Origin of the sequence: Halomonas sp. HNIBRBA4712, from assembly GCF_043558675.1 — a bacterium.
Lineage (GTDB): Bacteria > Pseudomonadota > Gammaproteobacteria > Pseudomonadales > Halomonadaceae > Vreelandella.
Genome location: NZ_JBIFXR010000001.1, coordinates 881816 through 901881, shown reverse-complemented (window position 1 = coordinate 901881; position 20066 = coordinate 881816). Strand labels below are relative to the sequence as shown.

20 protein-coding genes are annotated in these 20066 nt (G+C 64.4%); 10 read left to right on the top strand and 10 right to left on the bottom strand.

Going from position 1 to position 20066, the window contains the following annotated elements; all coding sequences use genetic code 11:
* The first annotated feature begins 36 nt into the window (after positions 1–36).
* Together ACGK9R_RS04245 and ACGK9R_RS04240 are read left to right on the top strand one after the other, a co-directional pair.
* On the top strand, positions 37–489 hold the full coding sequence (locus tag ACGK9R_RS04245) for a MarR family winged helix-turn-helix transcriptional regulator (RefSeq protein ID WP_394578473.1): 453 nt from the start codon (positions 37–39) through the stop codon (positions 487–489).
* 122 nt (positions 490–611) lie between these two features.
* On the top strand, positions 612–1037 hold the full coding sequence (locus tag ACGK9R_RS04240; RefSeq protein ID WP_394578471.1) for an organic hydroperoxide resistance protein: 426 nt from the start codon (positions 612–614) through the stop codon (positions 1035–1037).
* On the opposite strand, the gene ACGK9R_RS04235 is transcribed toward ACGK9R_RS04240, so the two are convergent.
* A complete protein-coding gene (locus ACGK9R_RS04235; protein ID WP_394578469.1) occupies positions 1034–1741 on the bottom strand; it encodes an aspartate/glutamate racemase family protein in 708 nt (235 codons plus the stop codon). The genes ACGK9R_RS04240 and ACGK9R_RS04235 overlap by 4 nt on opposite strands.
* 165 nt (positions 1742–1906) lie before the next feature.
* Between ACGK9R_RS04235 and yghU the strand changes: the two genes are divergently transcribed.
* Entirely contained in the window at positions 1907–2752 is an 846-nt protein-coding gene (gene yghU / locus ACGK9R_RS04230; RefSeq protein WP_394578467.1) for a glutathione-dependent disulfide-bond oxidoreductase, read from the top strand.
* Positions 2753–2830: 78 nt separating this feature from the next.
* Here yghU and ACGK9R_RS04225 read toward each other — a convergent pair whose 3' ends face one another.
* The 7 genes from ACGK9R_RS04225 to ACGK9R_RS04195 all read right to left on the bottom strand — a co-directional run bounded on the left by ACGK9R_RS04225 (position 2831) and on the right by ACGK9R_RS04195 (position 9815).
* On the bottom strand, positions 2831–3355 hold the full coding sequence (locus ACGK9R_RS04225; RefSeq protein WP_394578465.1) for a DUF421 domain-containing protein: 525 nt from the start codon (positions 3353–3355) through the stop codon (positions 2831–2833).
* Positions 3356–3433: 78 nt separating this feature from the next.
* Entirely contained in the window at positions 3434–3778 is a 345-nt protein-coding gene (locus ACGK9R_RS04220) for a hypothetical protein (RefSeq protein WP_394578463.1), read from the bottom strand.
* A gap of 31 nt (positions 3779–3809) precedes the next feature.
* Positions 3810–4799: a lipid A deacylase LpxR family protein gene (locus ACGK9R_RS04215; RefSeq protein WP_394578461.1), complete on the bottom strand. Its 990-nt coding sequence runs from the start codon at positions 4797–4799 to the stop codon at positions 3810–3812.
* Positions 4800–4962: 163 nt separating this feature from the next.
* Entirely contained in the window at positions 4963–5502 is a 540-nt protein-coding gene (locus ACGK9R_RS04210) for a YaeQ family protein (protein ID WP_394578459.1), read from the bottom strand.
* Between the two features lie 176 nt (positions 5503–5678).
* Complete coding sequence (locus ACGK9R_RS04205) at positions 5679–6452, bottom strand: enoyl-CoA hydratase-related protein (protein ID WP_394578457.1); 774 nt, start codon at positions 6450–6452, stop codon at positions 5679–5681.
* A 68-nt stretch (positions 6453–6520) separates the two neighbouring features.
* Positions 6521–8305, bottom strand: coding sequence for an acyl-CoA dehydrogenase (locus ACGK9R_RS04200; RefSeq protein ID WP_394578455.1), 1785 nt, complete (start codon positions 8303–8305; stop codon positions 6521–6523).
* A gap of 124 nt (positions 8306–8429) precedes the next feature.
* Entirely contained in the window at positions 8430–9815 is a 1386-nt protein-coding gene (locus tag ACGK9R_RS04195) for an MFS transporter (RefSeq protein ID WP_394578453.1), read from the bottom strand.
* Positions 9816–10082: 267 nt separating this feature from the next.
* Here ACGK9R_RS04195 and ACGK9R_RS04190 point away from each other — a divergent pair, with 267 nt between their 5' ends.
* The 3 genes from ACGK9R_RS04190 to ACGK9R_RS04180 all read left to right on the top strand — a co-directional run bounded on the left by ACGK9R_RS04190 (position 10083) and on the right by ACGK9R_RS04180 (position 11898).
* Complete coding sequence (locus ACGK9R_RS04190) at positions 10083–10481, top strand: VOC family protein (RefSeq protein WP_394578452.1); 399 nt, start codon at positions 10083–10085, stop codon at positions 10479–10481.
* 74 nt (positions 10482–10555) lie between these two features.
* Positions 10556–10963: a DUF4870 family protein gene (locus ACGK9R_RS04185; protein ID WP_394578450.1), complete on the top strand. Its 408-nt coding sequence runs from the start codon at positions 10556–10558 to the stop codon at positions 10961–10963.
* 2 nt (positions 10964–10965) lie between these two features.
* Positions 10966–11898 (top strand): lysophospholipid acyltransferase family protein, encoded by a 933-nt coding sequence (locus tag ACGK9R_RS04180; protein WP_394578448.1) that lies wholly within the window; start codon positions 10966–10968, stop codon positions 11896–11898.
* Here the strand turns inward: ACGK9R_RS04180 and ACGK9R_RS04175 are convergent.
* Positions 11876–13501, bottom strand: a complete 1626-nt coding sequence (locus ACGK9R_RS04175; RefSeq protein ID WP_394578446.1) for an alkaline phosphatase — start codon at positions 13499–13501, stop codon at positions 11876–11878. The two genes, ACGK9R_RS04180 and ACGK9R_RS04175, sit on opposite strands and share 23 nt — an antisense overlap.
* Before the next feature lie 254 nt (positions 13502–13755).
* On the opposite strand from ACGK9R_RS04175, the gene ACGK9R_RS04170 reads away from it, so the two are divergent.
* From ACGK9R_RS04170 to ACGK9R_RS04155, 4 genes are read left to right on the top strand one after another with little or no spacing between them, the layout of a single operon-like run.
* On the top strand, positions 13756–15273 hold the full coding sequence (locus tag ACGK9R_RS04170) for a glucan biosynthesis protein (protein WP_394578444.1): 1518 nt from the start codon (positions 13756–13758) through the stop codon (positions 15271–15273).
* Complete coding sequence (gene mdoH, locus ACGK9R_RS04165) at positions 15266–17233, top strand: glucans biosynthesis glucosyltransferase MdoH (protein ID WP_394578442.1); 1968 nt, start codon at positions 15266–15268, stop codon at positions 17231–17233. The genes ACGK9R_RS04170 and mdoH overlap by 8 nt, the downstream gene beginning before the upstream one ends.
* Positions 17233–18042 carry an FkbM family methyltransferase gene (locus ACGK9R_RS04160; protein ID WP_394578439.1) on the top strand — a complete coding sequence of 270 codons (810 nt, stop codon included), beginning with the start codon at positions 17233–17235 and terminating at the stop codon, positions 18040–18042. Before mdoH ends, ACGK9R_RS04160 begins: the two co-directional genes overlap by 1 nt.
* 18 nt (positions 18043–18060) lie before the next feature.
* On the top strand, positions 18061–18834 hold the full coding sequence (locus tag ACGK9R_RS04155; protein WP_394578438.1) for a creatininase family protein: 774 nt from the start codon (positions 18061–18063) through the stop codon (positions 18832–18834).
* A 30-nt stretch (positions 18835–18864) separates the two neighbouring features.
* Here the strand turns inward: ACGK9R_RS04155 and ribA are convergent, their stop codons facing one another.
* Complete coding sequence (gene ribA / locus ACGK9R_RS04150; RefSeq protein WP_394578434.1) at positions 18865–19971, bottom strand: GTP cyclohydrolase II RibA; 1107 nt, start codon at positions 19969–19971, stop codon at positions 18865–18867.
* Positions 19972–20066 lie beyond the last annotated feature (95 nt).

The window sequence follows — 20066 nt, the reverse complement described above, 5'->3', positions numbered from 1 at the left end:
ACGTTACATTGGCGCATACGTTTACCCGGAGTCGTTATGGCCGAGCAAGACCACCCTTCTGACGAGCTCGAACTCGACCAGCAGCTCTGCTTTGCGCTTCACTCTACCTCGCTTGCCATGACGCGCGTTTACAAGCCGCTGTTGAAAGCGCTCGGGCTGACCTATCCGCAATATTTGGCCATGCTGATTTTATGGCAGCAGGATGGGCTGACCGTGGGAGCGCTGAGCAAGCGGCTGATGACCGACCCGGGCTCGCTCACTCCCGTGCTCAAGCGGCTGGAGGCCGACGGGCGGCTAAAGCGCGTTCGGGCCGAGCACGATGAGCGCGTGGTACAGGTGTGGCTCACCACCCAGGGGCGCGAGCTGAAGGCCCGAGCGAGCCATATACCCGGCTGCATGATCGACGCCAGCGCCCACTCGCCCCAAGAGCTTCTGGCGCTGAAAGAGGCGCTGGTAACCCTTCGCGAGCAGCTGCACAAGGCGCTTTGATCCACCGCTGATAGCGCTCTCCTCGTTACCTCTGCGCTACTAGAACCCGGCGGATTTATCTTGCGCGCTAAACAAAGCCGGACTAAATTAATCCCGGATCAATGGCAAATAGAGGAGGCACCATGTCCATCGAGAAGATCGCTTACCGCGCCGAAGCCCACGTAACCGGTGGGCGCGAAGGCCACGCCAAAACCTCTGACGGCGCGCTGGACGTGACGCTCAGCACGCCCAAAGAGCTCGGCGGCGCCGGCGGCAGCGGCACCAACCCGGAACAGCTTTTCGCCGCGGGCTACGCCGCCTGTTTTCTGGGGGCGCTCAAGCACGTTGCCAGCCAGGAGAAGGTGACGCTTCCGAAGGATGCGAGCATCGACGCCGGCGTGGGTATCGGCGCCATCGACATGGGCTTTGGCATCGAAGTCGAGCTCAAGGTGAGCCTGCCCGGCATGGAGAAAGCGGCGGCTCATTCGCTGGTAGAGAAAGCGCATACGGTCTGCCCCTACTCCAACGCCACCCGTGGCAACATCGACGTTACCTTGAGCGTCGTTTAAGGCTTGTTTGAGCCTTCGAGCGACCAGGCCACCGCCTTCGCCGCGTGTAGGGCGGTGGTATCGAACAGCGGGACGCGGGTGTGCGTTTGCTCGACCAGTAGCGCGATTTCGGTACAGCCCAGAATGACCGCCTCGGCGCCCCGGGCCTGCAAACCTTCGATGATCTCGAGGTAACGTTCGCGCGAGGCTTGATGGATTTCGCCGCGGCAAAGCTCTTCGAAGATGATTCGGTGAACGCTTTCACGCTCGGCATCGTCGGGAATCACCACGTCGATACCGTAGCGCTGCTCGAGTCGCGCCCGGTAGAACTCCTGCTCCATGGTAAAGCGGGTGCCCAACAGCCCAACGCGCTGGATACCTTGTTGGCGGCACTGCTCGGCAGTGGCATCGGCGATATGCAAAAGCGGAATGTCGATCGCCGCCTCGATGGCGGGTGCCACCTTGTGCATGGTGTTGGTGGCGAGCACCAGGCAGCCGGCGCCGGCACGCTCGATTCGCATTGCCGCGTCGGCGAGTACCTTTCCGGCCTCGTCCCAGTCGCCGGCGCGCTGCAGCGTTTCGATCTCGGCGAAGTCGAGGCTCTCCATTACGATCGAGGCCGAATGAAAGCCGCCCAGCGCCTCATTGACGCCTTCGTTCAGAGCCCGGTAGTAGCTTTGGGTGGACTCCCAGCTCATGCCGCCCAGAACACCGATCGTACGCATACGCTCTCCTTCCAGGGACTATTGGTTTGTTTGCAAATTAATTTAGCATATACGTTCGATAACGGGTTTTCACTAGCCGATGTTTGCCCGAGGCGCTACGTTTAAACCACTAAAATTCGCGCCGCGCGGTCTCAGCCCGGCAGGTACAATCAAGGAGCAGTATCGATGAGCGATAGCTACACACCGCCCCGCGTATGGGAATGGGAAGCCGGCAACGGCGGCAAGTTCGCCAACATCAACCGCCCCACGGCAGGCGCGCGGGAAGAAAAAGAGCTTCCGGTGGGCAAGCATCCGCTGCAGCTCTATTCGCTGGCTACGCCCAACGGGGTCAAGGTGACGATCCTTCTGGAAGAGCTTCTCGAGAAAGGTATCAAGGAGGCCGAGTACGACGCCTACCTGATCGATATCGGCGAAGGGGATCAGTTCGGTAGCGACTTCGTCGCGATCAATCCCAACTCCAAGATCCCGGCGATGATGGATCACAGCGTCAATCCGCCTCAGCGGATCTTCGAGTCCGGCTCGATTCTTCTCTATCTTGCCGAGAAGTTCGGCGCCTTTTTGCCCACGGAGTCCGCCAAACGCACCGAAGCGCTGTCGTGGCTTTTCTGGCAGATGGGCAGCGCGCCGATTCTGGGCGGCGGCTTCGGCCACTTTTACGCCTACGCGCCGGAAAGTTATAAATACCCGATCGACCGCTACACCATGGAAGTGAAGCGCCAGCTCGACGTGCTGGATCAGCATCTGGCGAATAACCGCTACATGGCCGGCGACGAATACACCATCGCCGACATGGCGATCTACCCCTGGTACGGCGCGCTGGTCAAGAACCGCGTTTACGAGGCGGCGGAGTTTTTGCAGACGCACACCTACAAGAACGTGATCCGCTGGGCCGATGAGCTCGACGCGCGCCCGGCGGTCAAGCGCGGTCGCATGGTCAACAAGACCTGGGGCGATGAAAGCGAACAGCTCAAGGAGCGCCACGACGCGAGCGACTTCGAAGGCAAGATGTAACCCAACGCCTGATCGCAAAACGGCTCCTTCGGGAGCCGTTTTTCGTGGGTGGGCGTCGATGCCCGGCGGCGGATTCGCTTAACGAAAGCTCCCGCTTACGTCCTCGAGGCTCGAGCGGTTCCGGGTAAGCTCGCGGGTCACTACGCTAAGCGAGCCGTCGGTTTCCAGCACGACTGCACTCGCCTGGTCGACGCTGCCAAGCCCGCTTGCGCGCACCGCCGAGCGTACTTCGTCTTCGGTGACTCGCGCGCGGTAGAGAGCGCTGGTCAGAAACTCGCCCTGGTAGAAAAGCATCGAGGGTTCGCCGGTCACCGCGCGTTTGACCCAGCTCACCCTAACGCTGAGCCAGGTGATCAGATACTGAAGCGCGATGAGAAGCGCAAGGGCCAGCGTGCCCTCGGCCAGCGCCACGTCTTTCGATAAAAGCACCGTGGCAAGCGTCGAGCCCAGCGCTACGGTCACGATCATGTCGAAGGCGTTCATCTTGGACAGCGTACGGTTGCCGGAAATACGCAGAAACACGATCAGCGCCACGTAGGCGAGTACGCCGACCACCAGCGTGCGAAGAAGGCTCTCCCAGCCGCTGAAAAACATCATATCCATTGAAGAAACGCCCCGAGTCGATGCATGGACGTTGAGTGTAGACACGCAGCGCCGCGTTCGACACCCGGCACTTGCGCCTCACTGCTTCTCGGGGTGGCGCTTCTGGTAGTCGCGCCACCACTGCGCGTAGGAGCTATTGTGCGGGGCCAGCTCGTTTTCATCCGGCGCGCCGTCGTCCCACCACACCGGGCCACGCTCGCCCAGCGCCTCCTTGGCGCTCTGCACCTCGGCCCGAGCCTTTTTCAGCGCGACGTCGTCGCCTGCGTCCTTGGCGCTCTTGACCGCCCGGCGCGCCTTCATCAAGGCGTTGACGTGGCGCTGCTCTTCGTCCTTGTCCAGGCGCGGGTCGGTACAGCGCCAGAGCCGGTTCTTCGCCACGAAGTAGCGGCCATCCGGGGTGTGGGGAAACGGCGCTTTTGGCATCGGTGGCCTCGCGGTAAACGGTCGCGGCGGTTTAGAAGCGTTTGGTCAGCGTGAGCGAGCCGAAGGTGTCGTGGCTTTCCTGGCCGTCGAACTCGCGCGTGCGCTTGAGCGCGGCGTAGGTGACCTGCCAGTCATCATAGCCCAGCGCAAGCCCGGCGGAAGCATCCGCAACCCACTCCTTGCGATCCACCGAGTGGCTCGAGGAGAAGACGTTACCGTCGAGGGTCAGGTTGTGCGCCATGTAGTAACCGTCGACGTTGGCGAACAGGTACCACTGCCACCCTTGGGTGCTGGCGAACTGCCCCCGATTGCCCGGGTTCGGCGTGAGTGTGGGTACGCCGCTGGCATCGTCGCCCCAGCGCACACTGTAGCCGGCGCTGGCGTAGGTGTAGAGATTACCCACCGCCGCGCCGGCGCTCGGCCCGTGAGAAAACTGCTTACCGGCCAAGGGCATGTCGACCCACCACTGACGGCGCAGCGTCAGGTTCAAAAGCGGCTCGTCGCTGAGCTGGTTGTCCCAGCCGCGCGGTCGGTCACTGTCGGTGATGCGGTGCACCTCGCGCTGGATACTGTCGGCCAGCGACGACGGTCCCACCAGGCCCGCGTCCAGGTGCAGATCCGTCGAGCGGGTGATGTTCTGGGTGATCGGTGCGTCTTCGTAAAGCGACATGCCGCCGAACACCAGCCCGGCATAGGGCCGGTCGCTTTCGATCAGCCGCGGCTCTTCGATATCGTTCGGGGTATAGATCTGATGCACCAGTCGAAACGCCACTTGGTCGGCCTGGCCGATCACCGCATCGGGGAGCGCGGTGGCCAGCCGTTGGGTCCAGCTTTGTTCGGCCGGGGTATAGCCGTAGTTAATCTCGAAGCCGCTGGTGAAGTGGCCATCGTCGCTGCTGGCCATGCCGTCGTTTTCGACCTTGACGGTCAGCGCGCTCTGGGCGGCAGCCACGGGTGACAAAAGCGCAAGCGAAAAAGCTGCGGCCAGCGGTTTCCAGCGCAGCGTGAGAGAGTCGGTCATGTCTCGTCCCTTGAGAAAAGCGTTGAGGAAGCAGGCGATTCGAGCATCAAAGCTTATAAACATTTTTGATTGTATGTAATCGTACGTTTGTTTAGCAAGCGTGCTTTTTTATGCGGCCGCCCCGCCTGCGCCGCCCTCCTACGGGAGCGGCCGCAAGAAACGCCTAGCGCTGGCGTAGCAGCCATTGCGGCGTAATTTCATGTTGGCCATTGTCGTCGGTAACGAACAGCGAACCGTCGCTGATCATGACGGCCCAGTTGATCGCTCGCGGCAGTTCGCGCGCTATTTCCTCCAGTGCCTGCTGCGGGAGCGCGGCCACGTGAAGGTTCTTGAGCGACGCTACGCCGGGCAGCACTTTGGTTTCCCAGAGATCCGTGCGCCCGTAGGCCAGAAGCGACACCCGCTCGGCGCGACGCGAGCACCATGTCAGGCGCTCGGCGTCCGGCAGGCCTACCTCGATCCAGTGCAGCACGCGGCCATCCAGGCTCTTCTCCCACAGCGCCGGCTCGTCGACATCGGAAAGCCCACGCCCGAAAGCGAGCGCCTCGCTGTACCAGAGAATAAACGCCAGCAGCCGCGCGCACAGGCGTTCCTCGGTTTCGGAAGGATGACGGGCCACGGTGAAACGCAGCGTTTCAAACACGTTGCGGTCCAGGTCGGTCAGGTTCAGATCCACTTTATAAGGAGTCGCGCTCAAGGCCATGAAAGTCGTCCAGTTTCGTTTGAGCGCCAGTGTAGCGGATTTGACTCAGCGGGTCTTGAACGAAGGCCGCGCGCCAAAGGCTCAAAGGCACCCTGACGTGACCGACAATGAAAAAAAAGGGTGACGCGAAGGTCACCCTGACGCTGCGAGCGTGGAAAGTGTCGAAGACGAAAAACCTAAAAGCGGGCCTTGCGCTTCTCCACGAATGCACTCATGCCCTCTTTCTGCTCGTCGCCGGCGAAACAGAAGGCGAACAGGCTGGTTTCCAGCGCCAGCGCGCTGTCCAGGTCCTGATCCATGCCGTCGTGGACCGCCTGCTTGGCGGCGCGCACCGACTGGCGGCCGTTGCCCTGGAGCTGCTTTGTAAGCTCCTCGGCGTAGGCCGCAAGCTCGGCCTGGGGCATCACGCGGTTGACCAGCCCGATGCGCAGCGCTTCCTCGGCATCGATCTTGCGCCCGGTGGTGACCAGGTCGATTGCCATGGCCGGGCCGACCCGGCGCGGCAGACGCTGGGTGCCGCCAAAGCCTGGAATCACGCCAAGCAGCACCTCGGGTTGGCCGAACACGGCGTTGTCGCTGGCCACCGCCCAGTCGCAGACCAGCGCCAGCTCGCAGCCGCCGCCCAGGCAGAACCCGTTGACCAGCGCCACGACCGGCACAGGCAATGTCTCGAGGCGCTTGATGGTGGAAAGCGCCTGGGCGGCGAAGGCGCGCGCCTGCTCCGGCGTCTTGTCGCGCATTTCGGTAATGTCCGCACCGGCGACGAAGGATTTCTCGCCGGCGCCGGTCAATAGCACCAGGCGCAAATCGCCCTGGCGCTCGAGCTCGTCGAGATGCGCGCCGAGGGCGTCCAATACGTCGCTGTTGAGCGCGTTCAGCGCCTTCGGGCGGTTGATGGTCAGCGTCACGACGCCGTCGTTGTCGTTTTTTTCGATTACGTTGTCGCTCATGCTGGCTCCTTTTTGTCGTTGAACTGGCCTACAGCGCCGCCGCCATGGCGACGATAAATCAATTGACTTTAACGTGCCCGGCTTTCGAACGCCTCGAGACACTCGAAGCCCGCCTCGATCACCGCGCGCTGGGCCAAACCCACCGGCAGCCACTGGGTGATCGCAAAGTGGGCGCTGGCGAGCTTGGCCCGATAGAACGGGTCACTTTGGTCGGCGCGGAGTGCGATCAGCGCCGCCTCGCCCATCTGCCAGGCGCACAGCACGTGCCCGGCCAGATTCAGAAACGGCGTGGCGTAGGCCTGCACGGCGTCGACGCCGCGGGTCTCGTCCCGGCCCTCTTTGAGCACAGTGGCCATCGCCGCGCGCAGATCCTCGGCGCCCTGGCCGAGCGCTTTGCCAAGCCCTGCGAGCGTCTGTTCATCACTGAGCGCCCGAGCGGTTTGCTCGACGCGCTCGATCAGCCGGGTCATCGCTTGGCCGCTATCTCGCTGGAGCTTACGCCCGGCCAGATCGAGCGCCTGAATGCCGTTGGTGCCTTCGTAAATCGGCGCGATGCGGGCGTCGCGCAGCAGCTGGGCGGCGCCGGTCTCCTCGACGTAGCCCATGCCGCCGTGCACCTGAATGCCCAAGGAGGCGATCTCCACCGCCTGATCGGTAGAGAAGCTCTTGACGATAGGAATCAGCACGTCGACCAACGCCTGAGCCGCCTCGGACTCGGCGGCGTCTTCACTCTTGCGCGCGATATCGAGCTGGCCGGCGCAGAAAAGCGCCAGCGCCCGCAGCGAGTCGGTGCGCGCGCGCATCGAAAGCAGCATGCGGCGAACATCGAAATGCTCGCCGATGGTGGTATCAACGCCGCCGCGCGCTTTGGAAAGTTTGCCCTGCACGCGCTCATTGGCATAGGCCAGAGCATGCTGGCAGGCGCGCTCGGCGACACCGATGCCCTGAATGCCGACCTTGTGGCGCGCCTCGTTCATCATGGTGAACATGTGGTTGAGCCCGCGACCCTCTTCGCCGACGAGATAGCCCACGGCCCCACCCTGCTCACCGAAGCTGAGCGTGCAGGTCGGCGAGCCGTGAATGCCGAGCTTGTGCTCGAGCGAGGCGCAGACGACGTCGTTGCGCTCGCCGAGCGAGCCGTCATCATGCACGAGAAATTTCGGCACCAGAAACAGCGAAATGCCCTTGTTGCCTTCCGGGGCGCCTTGCTTGCGCGCCAGCACCAGGTGGATGATGTTCTCGGCGGCGTCGTGCTCGCCCCAGGTGATGTAGATCTTCTGGCCGCTGATGCGGTAGTGATCGCCTTCGGGAACGGCTCTGGTGCGTACTTTGGAGAGATCCGACCCCGCCTGGGGCTCGGTGAGGTTCATGGTGCCGGTCCAGCGCCCTTCCACCAGCGGCGCGAGATAGGTCGTTTGAAGCGCGCCGCTTCCGTGATGGGCCAGCGCTTCGATGGCGCCGGCGGTGAGCATCGGGCAGAGGCCAAGCGCCATGTTGGCGCCGTGAAGCATCTCCTGTACCGCGCTTGCCACTACCTCGGGGAGATTCTGCCCGCCGAGTCTCTCACTCACGCCGATACCGTTCCAGCCGCCTTCGACGTAAGCCTGATAAGCGCCCGCGAAGCCCTCCGGCGTGATGACGCTACCGTCGGGTTGGCGCCTGGCGCCCTGCTGGTCGCCCACGCGGTTGAGTGGCCCCCATACGTCGCCGGCGAGTTTGGCGGCCTCCTCGAGCACCGCCTCGACCAGATCCGGCGTGGCCTCCTCGAAGCCGGGTAGCGAGAGCGAGCGGTGCTCCAGCATCTCCTCGAGCACGAAGCGCAGATCGCGAACCGGCGCAGCATAGTCCATCATGGCAACCCCTCAACCTGAACAGAGTGACGTTCGATGACCGCATGGTAATCAAACGAGCGTTTTCACACTATTCATCCAAGGTATCACAGCCTTGCCGCCAGGCCACTCGCGCGCAGGGCCTGGTTCAGTGCGCGCCGGGGCGGCGGATCTCGACGCTTTCGACGTCATCAAAATAGGTAATGTGCACCTCGTCCGCCGCCGGCGGGCCCACCACCGGCTCTGCCACGTCCACCTCCGGTAGTACGTTCGAAAGATCCTCCAGGTGCTCGTGCTCCAGCGCCCCCTGTACCAGCTCCTCGGTAACGATCAGCTCGGCGCCGGCGCTGGACATCGGCGCCGTCGCGGTAAAGGGCGCCACCGGTAGCGGTGCCGGGCGCACGCTTCGACGCCAGCCGAAGAACAGCAGAAAGAACAAACTCATGGCGCCAAACGCCCAGAAAAGCCCGGCATCGCCTACCGCCCCCATCACCGGCGAGATCAAAAGCGGGCTGACGGTCGAGCCGATGGAGTTGATCAATAAAAGCCCCTGGCTCATGCGCACCAGAGCGCCGGCCGGCGCGCGGTCAGCGGCGTGGCTGACCGCCACCGGATAAAAGGCGAACACGCCGCCGCCGAGCAGAAACAGCAGCGCCGCCAGCGCCGGCATCGAAAGCGGGAGCCACAGAATCGTCCCGGAAATGACGATACAGAACGCGCTAATGCCGATCAGCACCATCTGGCGGTCGTGGCGGTCGGACCAGCGCCCGATCGGGTATTGAAGCAGCATCGCGCCGAGAATTACTACCGCCATCATCTGCCCCACCTGGCTGACGCTCATACCGATTCGCTGCAAATAGAGCGGCAACAGCGTATAGGCGGCGGCCACCACCATGCCCGAGCCCAGGCTCCCCATCACGCCGGTCGGCGTCATGGTGATCAAGCGGTGCGGCGGCAGCGGCTCGGCGTGCTCGATCAGCGGCGAAACGCGCGGAATCATCGCCATCGGCAGTACCGAAAGCGACGCCAGAAGGCCGATCACCATGAACGGCGCGGTCTCGCCCATCGCGTTGGTCACGCCCAACAGGAGCTGGCCGACCACGCCGGCGGCGTAGAGCGAGATCATGTAGAGCGCGAGCAGCCGCCCCCGGACCCGCTGATCGCCGGCGGTCAGAAGCCAGCTTTCGATGACCAGGTACACCCCCACCGTGGCCCAGCCGCCGATCAGGCGTAGCGCAAACCAGGCCCAGGGATCGAAGAAGAGCCCCTGCAGCAGCACGGTGACGGCCACGAGCGAAGCAAAGCTTCCGTAAGCGCGAATATGGCCGATGCGCAGCAGCAGGCGGTCGTTGAACATCGCGCCGAAGGCAAGCCCGATGAAGTAGGCCGACGACACGATCCCGATCAGGGTGGCGGACTCGCCCGCGGCGTCCATGCGCAGCGTGATCAGCGCGGCCAGAAAGCCGTTGCCGATGCCCAGAATGAAAAGACCCAAAAGCGGCGCAAGCGCCATTAACAACAGTTGCCGCGACATGCCCCACCTCGTCTTGCCAAGCCCAAACGCCCACCGTTTTTTCGTCGGCCGTTTTGCACCGGCCGCTCGTTTATCGACTGTCTCGTACCTGCTCACTTGCCAACGACATATCCTGGCAGGAAAACGGGCGCGCAATTATTGCGCTCAGCGCCTTAAAGTCAACGCATTTTATCGCTTTGAGCGCCAAAGCGGCGCGTCATTTTCCATGCCCGCCAGGGCCGCGCCAGGGTAAGATGGGGCTTTCAAAACGGATCGAAGGAAGGTGGCATGCTTTCAGGCCTGGACCATTTGGTAGTGACGGTGACCGACATGGGGCGCGCCGTGGACTTTTATTCCCGCGTGCTGGGGCTCGACGTGCGCTACCGCGACGCGCAGCGGGTCGACCTCATGCTTGGCGACACCGCGCTGCGCCTGCACCAGACCGATACCGATATCGCACCGGTCTCCGCCACGCCCACGCCGGGCAGCCTGGATCTCTGCCTACGCTGTCAGCTGCCGCTCGAGGAGTTCATGGCGCACCTTCAGGCGCTTTCCATCGAGGTGGAGCTCGGCCCGGTCGAACGTCAGGGTGCCAACAGCGCCATCGAGTCGGTTTATCTTCGCGACCCGGACGGCAACCTGCTGGAAATCTGCCGGCCTGCCGGGCGCACCCACTTGCCCGAGTGATGCCAGCCCCCGTTTGAGCCGCTATCATGGCCGCCCAACTCCCCGGGCGGGCGTTTATCTTTGAAGGAGCGTGCATGCGACATAACGCCAATGAAGAGCCCATCGAGGGCGAAGTCGTCAACGAAGGCGTTCACGAACGCCGCGATCCCGAACCCAAGGCCGACACCACCGTAGCGCTGGTCGTCTACGCGCTCTATCTGGCCAACTTCTTTACCGGCTTCACCGCCATCGTCGGCGTGATCGTGGCCTACGTCTACCACGGCAAGGGCCCGCACTGGCTCGACGAGCACTACCGCTACCAGATCCGCACCTTCTGGATCGGCCTTTTGTACTTGAGCGTTGCCACCCTGCTCACCCTGGTGCTGGTCGGCTTCCCGCTGCTGCTGGCAGTGGCAGTCTGGCTGATCGTGCGCTGTGTGAAGGGCTTCAAGGCCATTCAGGAAAAGCGCGCCCCGAGCGATGTGAACGGCTGGTTGCTGTAGTCATGGCCGAGCACGACTCCAACCGTTGGCAGGCGCTTCAGGCCCGCGCCATCAACACACTCTGGCGCTGCCTGTCGGGCTGGTCGCTGGCGGCGCTCTGGCGCGCGGCCAGGCTGCTGGGCCCAGCGGTGTACGCACTGAGCAAGCGCGAGCGCCGGGTAACGCACTTGAACCTCGACGTGGTCTACCCAGCGCTTTCGGTAAAGAAGCGCAAGGCGCTGGCCAGAAAGAGCCTCTGCCACTCGGCGGCGACCATGCTGGAGCTGGGCCACGCCTGGCTTGCCAAGCCGGAAGCGGTCGAGGCGCACATTCTCGAAGTGCACGGGCGCGACAAGCTCGACAGCGCTCGCGCCGAGGGGCGCGGCGTGATCGTGCTGGCGCCGCACTTCGGCAACTGGGAAGTGCTCAACTTCTGGCTCTCGAGCCACTTCCCCTTCACCGCGATGTACGAGCCGCCCAAGATCGAAGAGCTCGAGCCTATCATTCGCCACGGCCGCGAACGTATGGGGGCGAGCCTGGTGCCGACCAACCCGCGCGGAGTGGCGGCGCTTTTGAAGGCGCTCAAGCGCTCCGAGGCGATCGGCATTCTGCCGGATCAGGAACCGAGCTGGGGCAGCGGCGTGTTCGCGCCGTTTTTCGGCCGCGGCGCCTACACCGCGACGCTTTTGCCCAAGCTGGTTGCCCGCACCCAGGCGCGAGTAGTCACCGGGGTGGCGCTCAGAGTGCCGGGCAAGGGCTTTGCGATCCACTTTCTCGACGCCGATGAGCGCGTCTATAGCGACGACGACGCGACCTCCGCCACCGGCGTCAACGCAAGCGTGGAAGCCTCGATTGCGCTCGCCCCTGAGCAGTATCAGTGGGAGTACAAGCGCTACCGCAAGGTGATCGAAGAGACCCAAGGCGTTGAGAACGTCAAGGGCTATCGTCTGTACTAGCTTGCAAATTCTGCTCGCGAGCCTGCCCGCTTGGCTCGCCAAAATCCTCCTGCAGCCAGCGGCGAAATTCGCTCATGCGCGGCGCGCCTTGCGGGTCATCGATCGCCGGTATTGGCCCATCGACGAAACCGCGGGCGCGAAAGGCCTCCAGCAGCGCCGGGTCGCCGCTGATGATATGCACCGGCACCGCGGCGCTGGCGTCGTCACCCGTGATCAAGGGCGCGGGCTGGTGATCGCCCAGCACGATCATCAGGGTTCGGTCGTCGACCACGCGCTCGGCGAACCGGGCGGTGCTGGCAAGTGAGTAGTTCACCGACCAGCCGTAGTGATCGCGAATCCGCTCCAGGTCCTGCCATAGCACTTCCGGCGGGTCGGCGGCGTTCTCCCAGGGCCCGTAGATCGTCCCATCGCCGATCATCGACCAGTTCTCCAGCACCGGCAGAATCGGTGTCCAGGGCGCGTGGCTCGAGATCAGCGTGATCTGGGCGAACAGCGGCGCATCGTCGAGCTGGGTGCGCGCCACGTAACCCAGGGTGTACTGATCCGGCATGGTCACCCAGTTCAAGGGCGGGCCTTCGTAGGGGATGTTGTTGGCGGTGCGAATCTCTTCGAAGCCGTAGGCGATGCCCTCGGGCCAGGCCAGCGTAATCGCCGGCATCACGGTCAGCGAGCGCTGGCCGGTGGCGTGAAAATCCTCCACCAGGTTGGAGTGGCCGTTGTCGAGCATCAGCCGGTACCAGAGCTGGTTATCGATCCAGCGCCCGCTGAGAATGGTGGCGTGGGCAAGCCAGGATTGGCCGCCGCGAATCGGCGCCTGCATCAGTCCGGACACCACCTGAATATCGCGCTCGTCCAGGCGCTCACCCATCTCGTCGAGGGTCTGACCGATCAGCTTGGCGTAGCGCGGCTTTTCCAGCGCCGTCACCCCATAGGATTCGATGAAGGTCACCAGCACGTTGCGACCGGCAAGGCCGGGAAGCGCGGTAGGCTCGAGCGGCTCGTGCTCGAGCAGCGCCTCGAAATCCTGCCGCGCCCGGTGGGTGGCGACGATCTGCTCGAACTGAAAGCGGGTGGTATCGACCATGGGCAGCGCACTGCGCGGCAACACCCTCACGCCCTGGGTTTGCAGCAGCGCAAGCGTCAGGGCCACGAGCGCAAGCCCCAGCGCCAACGCCCCCGGCAGGCGCCGGGGTGACAGCGCCCGCTTGGGCGAGAGCAGCGCGCTTATCAGCAGCAGCACCCCCAGAATCAAAAGCGCCCCCAGGGTCATGACGACGACTGCCACTACGTCGCCGGCGTTGCCGGCCAAAAGGTGATACACCGAGCGCAGCAGCGGCACGTCAAGATAGAGATTGAGCGAGCGGCCGAAAGCGGTATGGGTGGCGGCGTCGCCCAGGCCCGCGGCGCTGACTAGCCCCGCCAGGGCCACCACGCACACCGTGATGAACCGGCGCAACCGCCCGGCAGGAACCAGCATCAAAAGCGGGGCGATCACCCAGGCTTCCAGCGCGATGAGCGGCACATGGGGACCACCGTAGCGCCACCAAAGCGGCGCGACCAGCATCAGGTTGAGAACGAGAGCGGCGATTAAAACACGTAGCATGGAAGCATCGAATCCATTGAAAAAAAACCCTGTAGGCGGAGTCGGCGGTAACGCCCTATAGTGAAGGCTGGGCGGGTCAAGCTGGCATTAAACGCCCCTCGCTCGCTATAGTGGTGTGAGGTTTACGCATAGGACGCCGAGCCTGACCGGGAACATTACTATAGTCAAAATTTCTGTTAAATCAGACATCATGCAATAAATAGAGCCGCCAGGGGGTTAGTCGACCGTGGCCTTTAAAGGAAGGGAACTCGCTTATGAAAGGTCGTATTGGCGCAAGGTGGCTTGTGGGGCTGGGGCTGGCTCATGCGCCGCTCGCCTTCGGGCAAGGCGCCTATTTCGATGAGGTGATCGCACGCGCCGAGTCGCTTGCCAACGCCCCTTACCAGGCGCCCGAACCCGCGCTCTCGAAAGCACTTCAAGAGCTTGATTACGACGCCTATCGTCAAATTCGCTTCGACCCGGAGCGCGCCTACTGGCGCGACGAAAGCCCTTTTTCGCTGCAGCTTTTTCACAGCGGTTTTCTCTTTCAAACACCGGTCACGCTCAACGTCATCGACGGCGAACGCGTCGAGCCGCTGCCCTTCAAACGCGATGACTTTAGCTACGACGGCGAGGCTCAGGCGCTGACCGACAGTGACTTGGCCGGCAGCGGCCACGCCGGCTTTCGCGTTCACTTCCCGCTCAATAACGAGGCGTACCACGACGAAGTCGCGGCGTTTCTGGGCGCGAGCTACTTTCGCCTGGTCGGGCGTGATCAGATCTACGGCCTCTCGGCGCGCGGGCTGGCGCTGAATACCGCCACCGACCAGGCAGAGGAGTTTCCCGCATTTCGCGAGTTCTGGTTCGTCAAGCCCGGCGACGACGCCCAAGCGCTGACCTTTATGGCGCTGCTCGATAGCCCTTCGGTCAGCGGCGCCTACCGCTTCACCCTCACCCCGAGTGAGCAGACTGCGCTCGAGGTCGAGGCGCGCCTGTTTGCCCGCGAGAATATCGACAAGCTCGGTATCGCGCCGCTCACCAGCATGTTCGCCTATAGCGAGTCGAGCGCCGAGGCGCCGGACGACTTTCGCCCCCAGGTCCACGACTCCGATGGGCTTCTGATGCACACCGGCCAGAGCGAGTGGATCTGGCGAGCACTGAGCAACCCCGAAGCGCCTCGCGTGTCGGCGTTTCGCGACGAGCGCCCTCGGGGTTTTGGCCTGATGCAACGCGAGCGCGCCTTCGAGCACTACCTGGACATGGAGGCGCTCTACCACCGGCGCCCAAGCCAGTGGGTCGAGCCGCTGGGTGACTGGGGCGCGGGCCATGTAGAGCTGGTCGAGCTCCCCACCCCGGATGAAACCCACGACAATATCGTCGCCTACTGGGTCAGCGACACGCCGCTTGCGGCGGGCGATTCGCTGGATCTGCACTACCGCACCACGACGCTTGGCGCCACCCCGGATGATCACACGCTTGCCCGGGCAGTGCGCACCCGCCAGGGGCGGGCCGGTATCACCAACGACGCTGCCTCCCGCGCCCAGCGCCAGTTCATCGTCGATTTCGAAGGCGGCGAGCTTTCCCGGCTCGACGGCGACGCCCCGGTAACGCTTGCGATCGAAACGACCACCGGCGAGGCGCTCGAACCTCACGTACTGGCGCTTCCGGACAACCAGTGGCGCGCGAGCTTTCGCGTGCCAAGCGATAACGTCGCGGATATCCGCCTGCATCTCGAACTCGGCGGCGAGCCGGTCAGCGAAACCTGGAATTACGTGTGGTACCCCGATGTCTGAACAACCCACAACCGCCGTTGCCATTCCCGGGCTCGCCTTGCGCCGTACGCTTTTCGCTCTGCTGGTGCTCGGCTCCAGCGTCACCGGCGGACTGGCCATGGCGCGGATGGTCGCCGATCTCGCCCTCGGGTGGCAGGTGGTGCTACTGGCGCTTTTTACCCTGACCTTCAGCTGGATCGCCATGGCGTTCTGGGGTGCGATGTGCGGTTTTTTACTTTGCGCGCTGCGCCTTGACCCGCTTACCCTGCGCCGCCAACGCCCCACCGCGCCCAACGCCTACCGGCTGGTCAGCAAGACCGCGCTGGTGATGCCGGTGTACGCCGAGCCGCCGGTTTCGACCATCGCCGGGCTGGAGGCGACCTGCCGTTCGCTGTTGAACCAGGCCAGCGCCCAGAGCGAAAGCGTAGCCGACAAGCTTTCCGAACACTTCGATGTGTTCATCCTCAGCGACACCCAGGACCCGGCAAAGGCGCGGGAAGAATCGGCCCACGTGACGGCGCTGCAGCAGCGCTTGGCAGGGCAAATCAACGTCTACTACCGCCGCCGGGAGAACAATGAAGGGCGCAAAGCGGGCAATATCGCCGAGTTCTGCCGCCGCTGGGGGCGGCTCTACGACTACATGGTGGTGCTCGATGCCGACAGCCTCATGAGCGGCGCCACACTCTTGCACATGGTGCATCGCATGCAGCGCGAGCCCCAAGTGGGGCTGATTCAAACGGTGCCGATTCCGGTGGGCCAGCGCACGCTGTTCGGGCGTTTCCAGCAGCTCGCCTCGGCGCTTTACAGCCCGATGCTCGCCGCCGGGCAGAGCTTCTGGCAAGGCGATGCGGCCAACTACTGGGGCCATAACGCCATCATCCGCACGCGTGCCTTCATGGCGCACGCCGGGCTCCCCGCTCTGCCCGGCAAGGCGCCACTTGGCGGCGAGCTCTTGAGCCACGACTTCGTCGAGGCGGCGCTTTTGAAACGCGGCGGCTGGCAGGTGCTGCTCGACACCGGCGCCACCACCGCGGTGTCGCGCCAGGCGCCCCACACCGGCGCCAGCCACAACAGCTTCGAGGCGATGCCGAGCAACTTTCTCGATTTCGCCAAGCGCGACCGGCGCTGGCTCCAGGGCAACCTGCAGCACCTGCGCCTTCTGACCGGCGCCGGCTTTCACCCGATCAGCCGCCTGCACTTTCTGTTCGGCGCCTTCGCGTATCTTTCGTCGATGGTGTGGCTCGCCCTGCTGGTGTGCACGGGGCTTCTGGTCTGCCTGACGGCGTTGGATACCACACCCCACCAGCCCCTGCCCCAGCCGCTTTCGCTCGGGCTTTTATCGGTGACGCTGTTCATGCTGCTCGCGCCCAAACTGCTCGGCTTTCTGCTTACCCTGTTTCAGTGCCCGCACGCCTTCGGTGGCCGCGTCAGGCTCACGGTGAGCGTAGTGCTCGAGGTGCTGTTCGCCGCGCTCACCGCGCCGCTGATGATGGCCTGGCATAGCCTTTTCATTATCAACGTGCTGTTTGGGCGCTCGATCGAATGGCAGACCCAGCACCGCGGCGAGCGTTCGCTTGCCTGGCGCGAGGTGTGGTGGCACACCCGCTGGATGACGGTTTGCGGCGCGCTCTGGGCGGTGGCGATGTGGTTCTTCTCGCCCCACGCGTTTGCCTGGCTGGCGCCGGCCTGGTTTGGCCTGCTGATGGCCGCCCCCATCGTCAAATACTCCAGCAGCGCCACCTGGGGCGGCTTTCTCGGCGAGCGATTTTTACTTCTGCGCACGCCGAGCATGACCTTCGAGCCGGCACTGCTGAAGGACTTCGCCGCACTTGGCGCGCGCGATCATACCCTTTCATCCGCCGCACCGCTGGTCGGCGCCATCCAACCGCTGCCCGGCGAGCTTCCCGGCGACATGCCCTGCCAGTCGTTTCGGCGCTTCGACCGGCGGCTGGTGAGTGACTCAGCCAGGGAGCCGCATTGATGCCGCTATCGCTTCTGGATAAATTTCGCGGCGCCGGGGGCGTGGCGCGCTCGCTGATCGTCTACTGGCGCCCTGGACGGCAGAAAGGCCTGAAGCGGCTCTATCACCCCTTTATCGTACCGGGCGAAGCGGCGTTCGATATCGGCGCGCACCTGGGCGATCGCAGCGCGGCGTTTCGCGCGTTGGGCGCAAAGGTGGTGGCGCTCGAGCCCCAGCCGGCGCTGGCGCGCTGGTTTCGCCGCGTGATCAAGCATGACGACGTCACCCTGCTGCCGCTGGCCGCCGGCGTCGAGCCGGGCCACGCCGAGATCGCGATCAGCAGCGCCAACCCCACGCTCTCCACCCTGGCCCACGACTGGCGCAGCCGCGTGGGCAGCCAGAACGCGGGCTTCAAACGCATCAGCTGGGAGCAAACGCTGCGCGTCGAGGTGACCACCGTGGACCGCCTGATCGACGAATACGGGATGCCCTGCTTTATCAAGATCGACGTGGAAGGCTTCGAAGCCGAGGTGCTCAAGGGCTTGAGCCACCCCGTGGCCGCGCTGTCGGTGGAGTTCGTGGCCGGCGTGCTGGAGGTCAGCCACGCCTGCGTCGAGGAGATTACCCGCCTGGGCGACTACCGCTTCAACGCGGTGGCCGGCGAGCGGCGCGACTTCCGCTTTGACGAGTGGCAGACCCCGGAGGCGATTCGCCGCTGGCTCGACGACGGCGCCGAAGGCCTTGCCTCCGGCGATCTTTACGCCTGCCGCGTCGGGCATCCGGCCCTGGCCGCGTCTGAGCGCTCGCTTTTCGCTTCATCTTCACGCTAGTCAATGACAAGGAGCGGCATGATTTATCACTGGCAGGCGCTGAGCGCGCCGACGTTAAAGGCGCTCGCCGAGCGCGACCCGGTGGCGATTCTGACCCTGGGCGCGATCGAGCAGCACGGCACGCACCTGCCGCTGGCCACCGATCTGATCATCGGCGAAGGGCTGCAGGCGGCCACGCTCAAAGCCCTCGACCCTGAACTCGACGTGGTCTGCCTGCCACCGCTTGCCGTGGGCGCCAGCGACGAGCACGCACACTTCGCCGGTACGCTGAGCCTGCCCCATCCGCTTGCCATCGCCACTCTCGAGGCGCTGGGCGAAAGCGTGGCCCGGGCGGGGATTCGCAAAATGGTGTGGATCAACAGCCACGGCGGCAACAAGGCGGTGATGGATCTGGCCGCCCTCACGCTGCGAAAGCGCTTCGATATGCGGGTGGTCAAGGCCACCTACACCCGCCTGCCGCCGCTCGACGGCGCCATCGACTTCGAGGAGCTGCGCTACGGGCTGCACGGCGGGCTGCTCGAAACCGCGATGATGCTGCATCTGACGCCGGAACTGGTGGATATGGCGAATTATCAGGCCGCGTCACCGGCGCTGCCCGCCGCCCGAAATGACCTGGTCGCGGCGGAAGGTGCGGCGGCGTTTGCCTGGCTGGGGGAGGATTTGAGCGCTCACGGCGTTTCCGGTAACGCCACCGGCGCCGACGCCGAGCTTGGCCGCCGGCTGATCGAGCACTACGCCGCGCAGCTGGCCCGGGTCGTCAAGGAGACCGCGGCGCTGCCGGCGTTTGGCTGATCAACGCCGCGGGTCACCCCGCGGCGCACACTAGCGGCCGTGGCCGTCGAGCACGTCGTCGAGCAGGTGGCCCGCCCGGTTCGCTTTCGCGCTCAGGTAGCGGTGGTTTTGATCGGTTACGCTGCCGTAGAGCGCGTGGCGCGAGGCGACCTCGATGCCGCCCTCTTCGAGCGCGCTGATCTTGAGCGGGTTGTTGGTCAGAAGCTGCACCTGGTTGATCGCAAGCGAGCGCAGCATGTCCACCGCCACGGCGTACTGGCGCTCGTCGTCGCCAAAGCCCAGCACCTGGTCGGCGTCGACGGTATCGAGCCCGCCATCCTGCAGCGTGTAGGCGCGAAGCTTGTTGGCAAGGCCGATGCCGCGCCCCTCCTGGGCCAGGTACAAAAGCACCCCGCCGCCCATCGCCTGAATGTCCGCCACGGCGTTTCTAAGCTGCTCGCCGCAGTCGCAGCGCAGGCTCGCGAACAGATCGCCGGTCAGGCACGCCGAGTGCAGGCGCAGCGGTACCGGGCCCTCCATGCTTTCCGGCTCACCGATCACCACCGCCACGTGCTCGCGCAGCCCGTCCGGCTCGCGAAACAGCACGAACCGGCTCTCCACCGCCTCTTCCAGCGGAATGCGCGCCTCGCTGACCCGCTTGAGCATGCCCGTGGCGCCGGCCAGACAGCTCGCCGCGTCCTCGGCGTCGATCTGCAAGAGCTCGCCACTACCGAGCTTCTGGTCGATCACGCCTTGTTGGCGCTCGCTGATTTCGGCGCACAGTGCGGCGGGAATCAAAAGCGCCCGGCGCATCAGCGTGAGCGCGGCGCGCTCGCCCGCTGCAGCGGGTTTGAGTCCGGCCAAAAGCGACCGGGAGGCTTTTTCGTTCTCCCTGGCCACGGCCAGCTGATGAAGCTCGCTTTCGCTGACCTGCTCGTGCAGCGGCAAACTCGCCGCCTCGGCCTTGAGCGACATACCCATGGCCTCCAGCCGGTGACGCGTCAACACCATCGAAGGGCGCGCGCCGGAAAGTTCGGCCAGCGTATCGACCGAGTCGCTGCCTTCCAGCGCCTGCACCAGAAGGCGCTGGTCACCGGTCGCAAGCACCACCGGTAGCCCCCGGCGGATGTCGAAAATAGCGCGTTCAATGTGATACATGTAGGCCTCCAGGTTGCCTGATCGTGCGAGCGTTGTTGGGTTGTTGCGTTGGCCGCTCGGCCCCGGCATGATTCCACGTTGATTTCTTCAAGGAG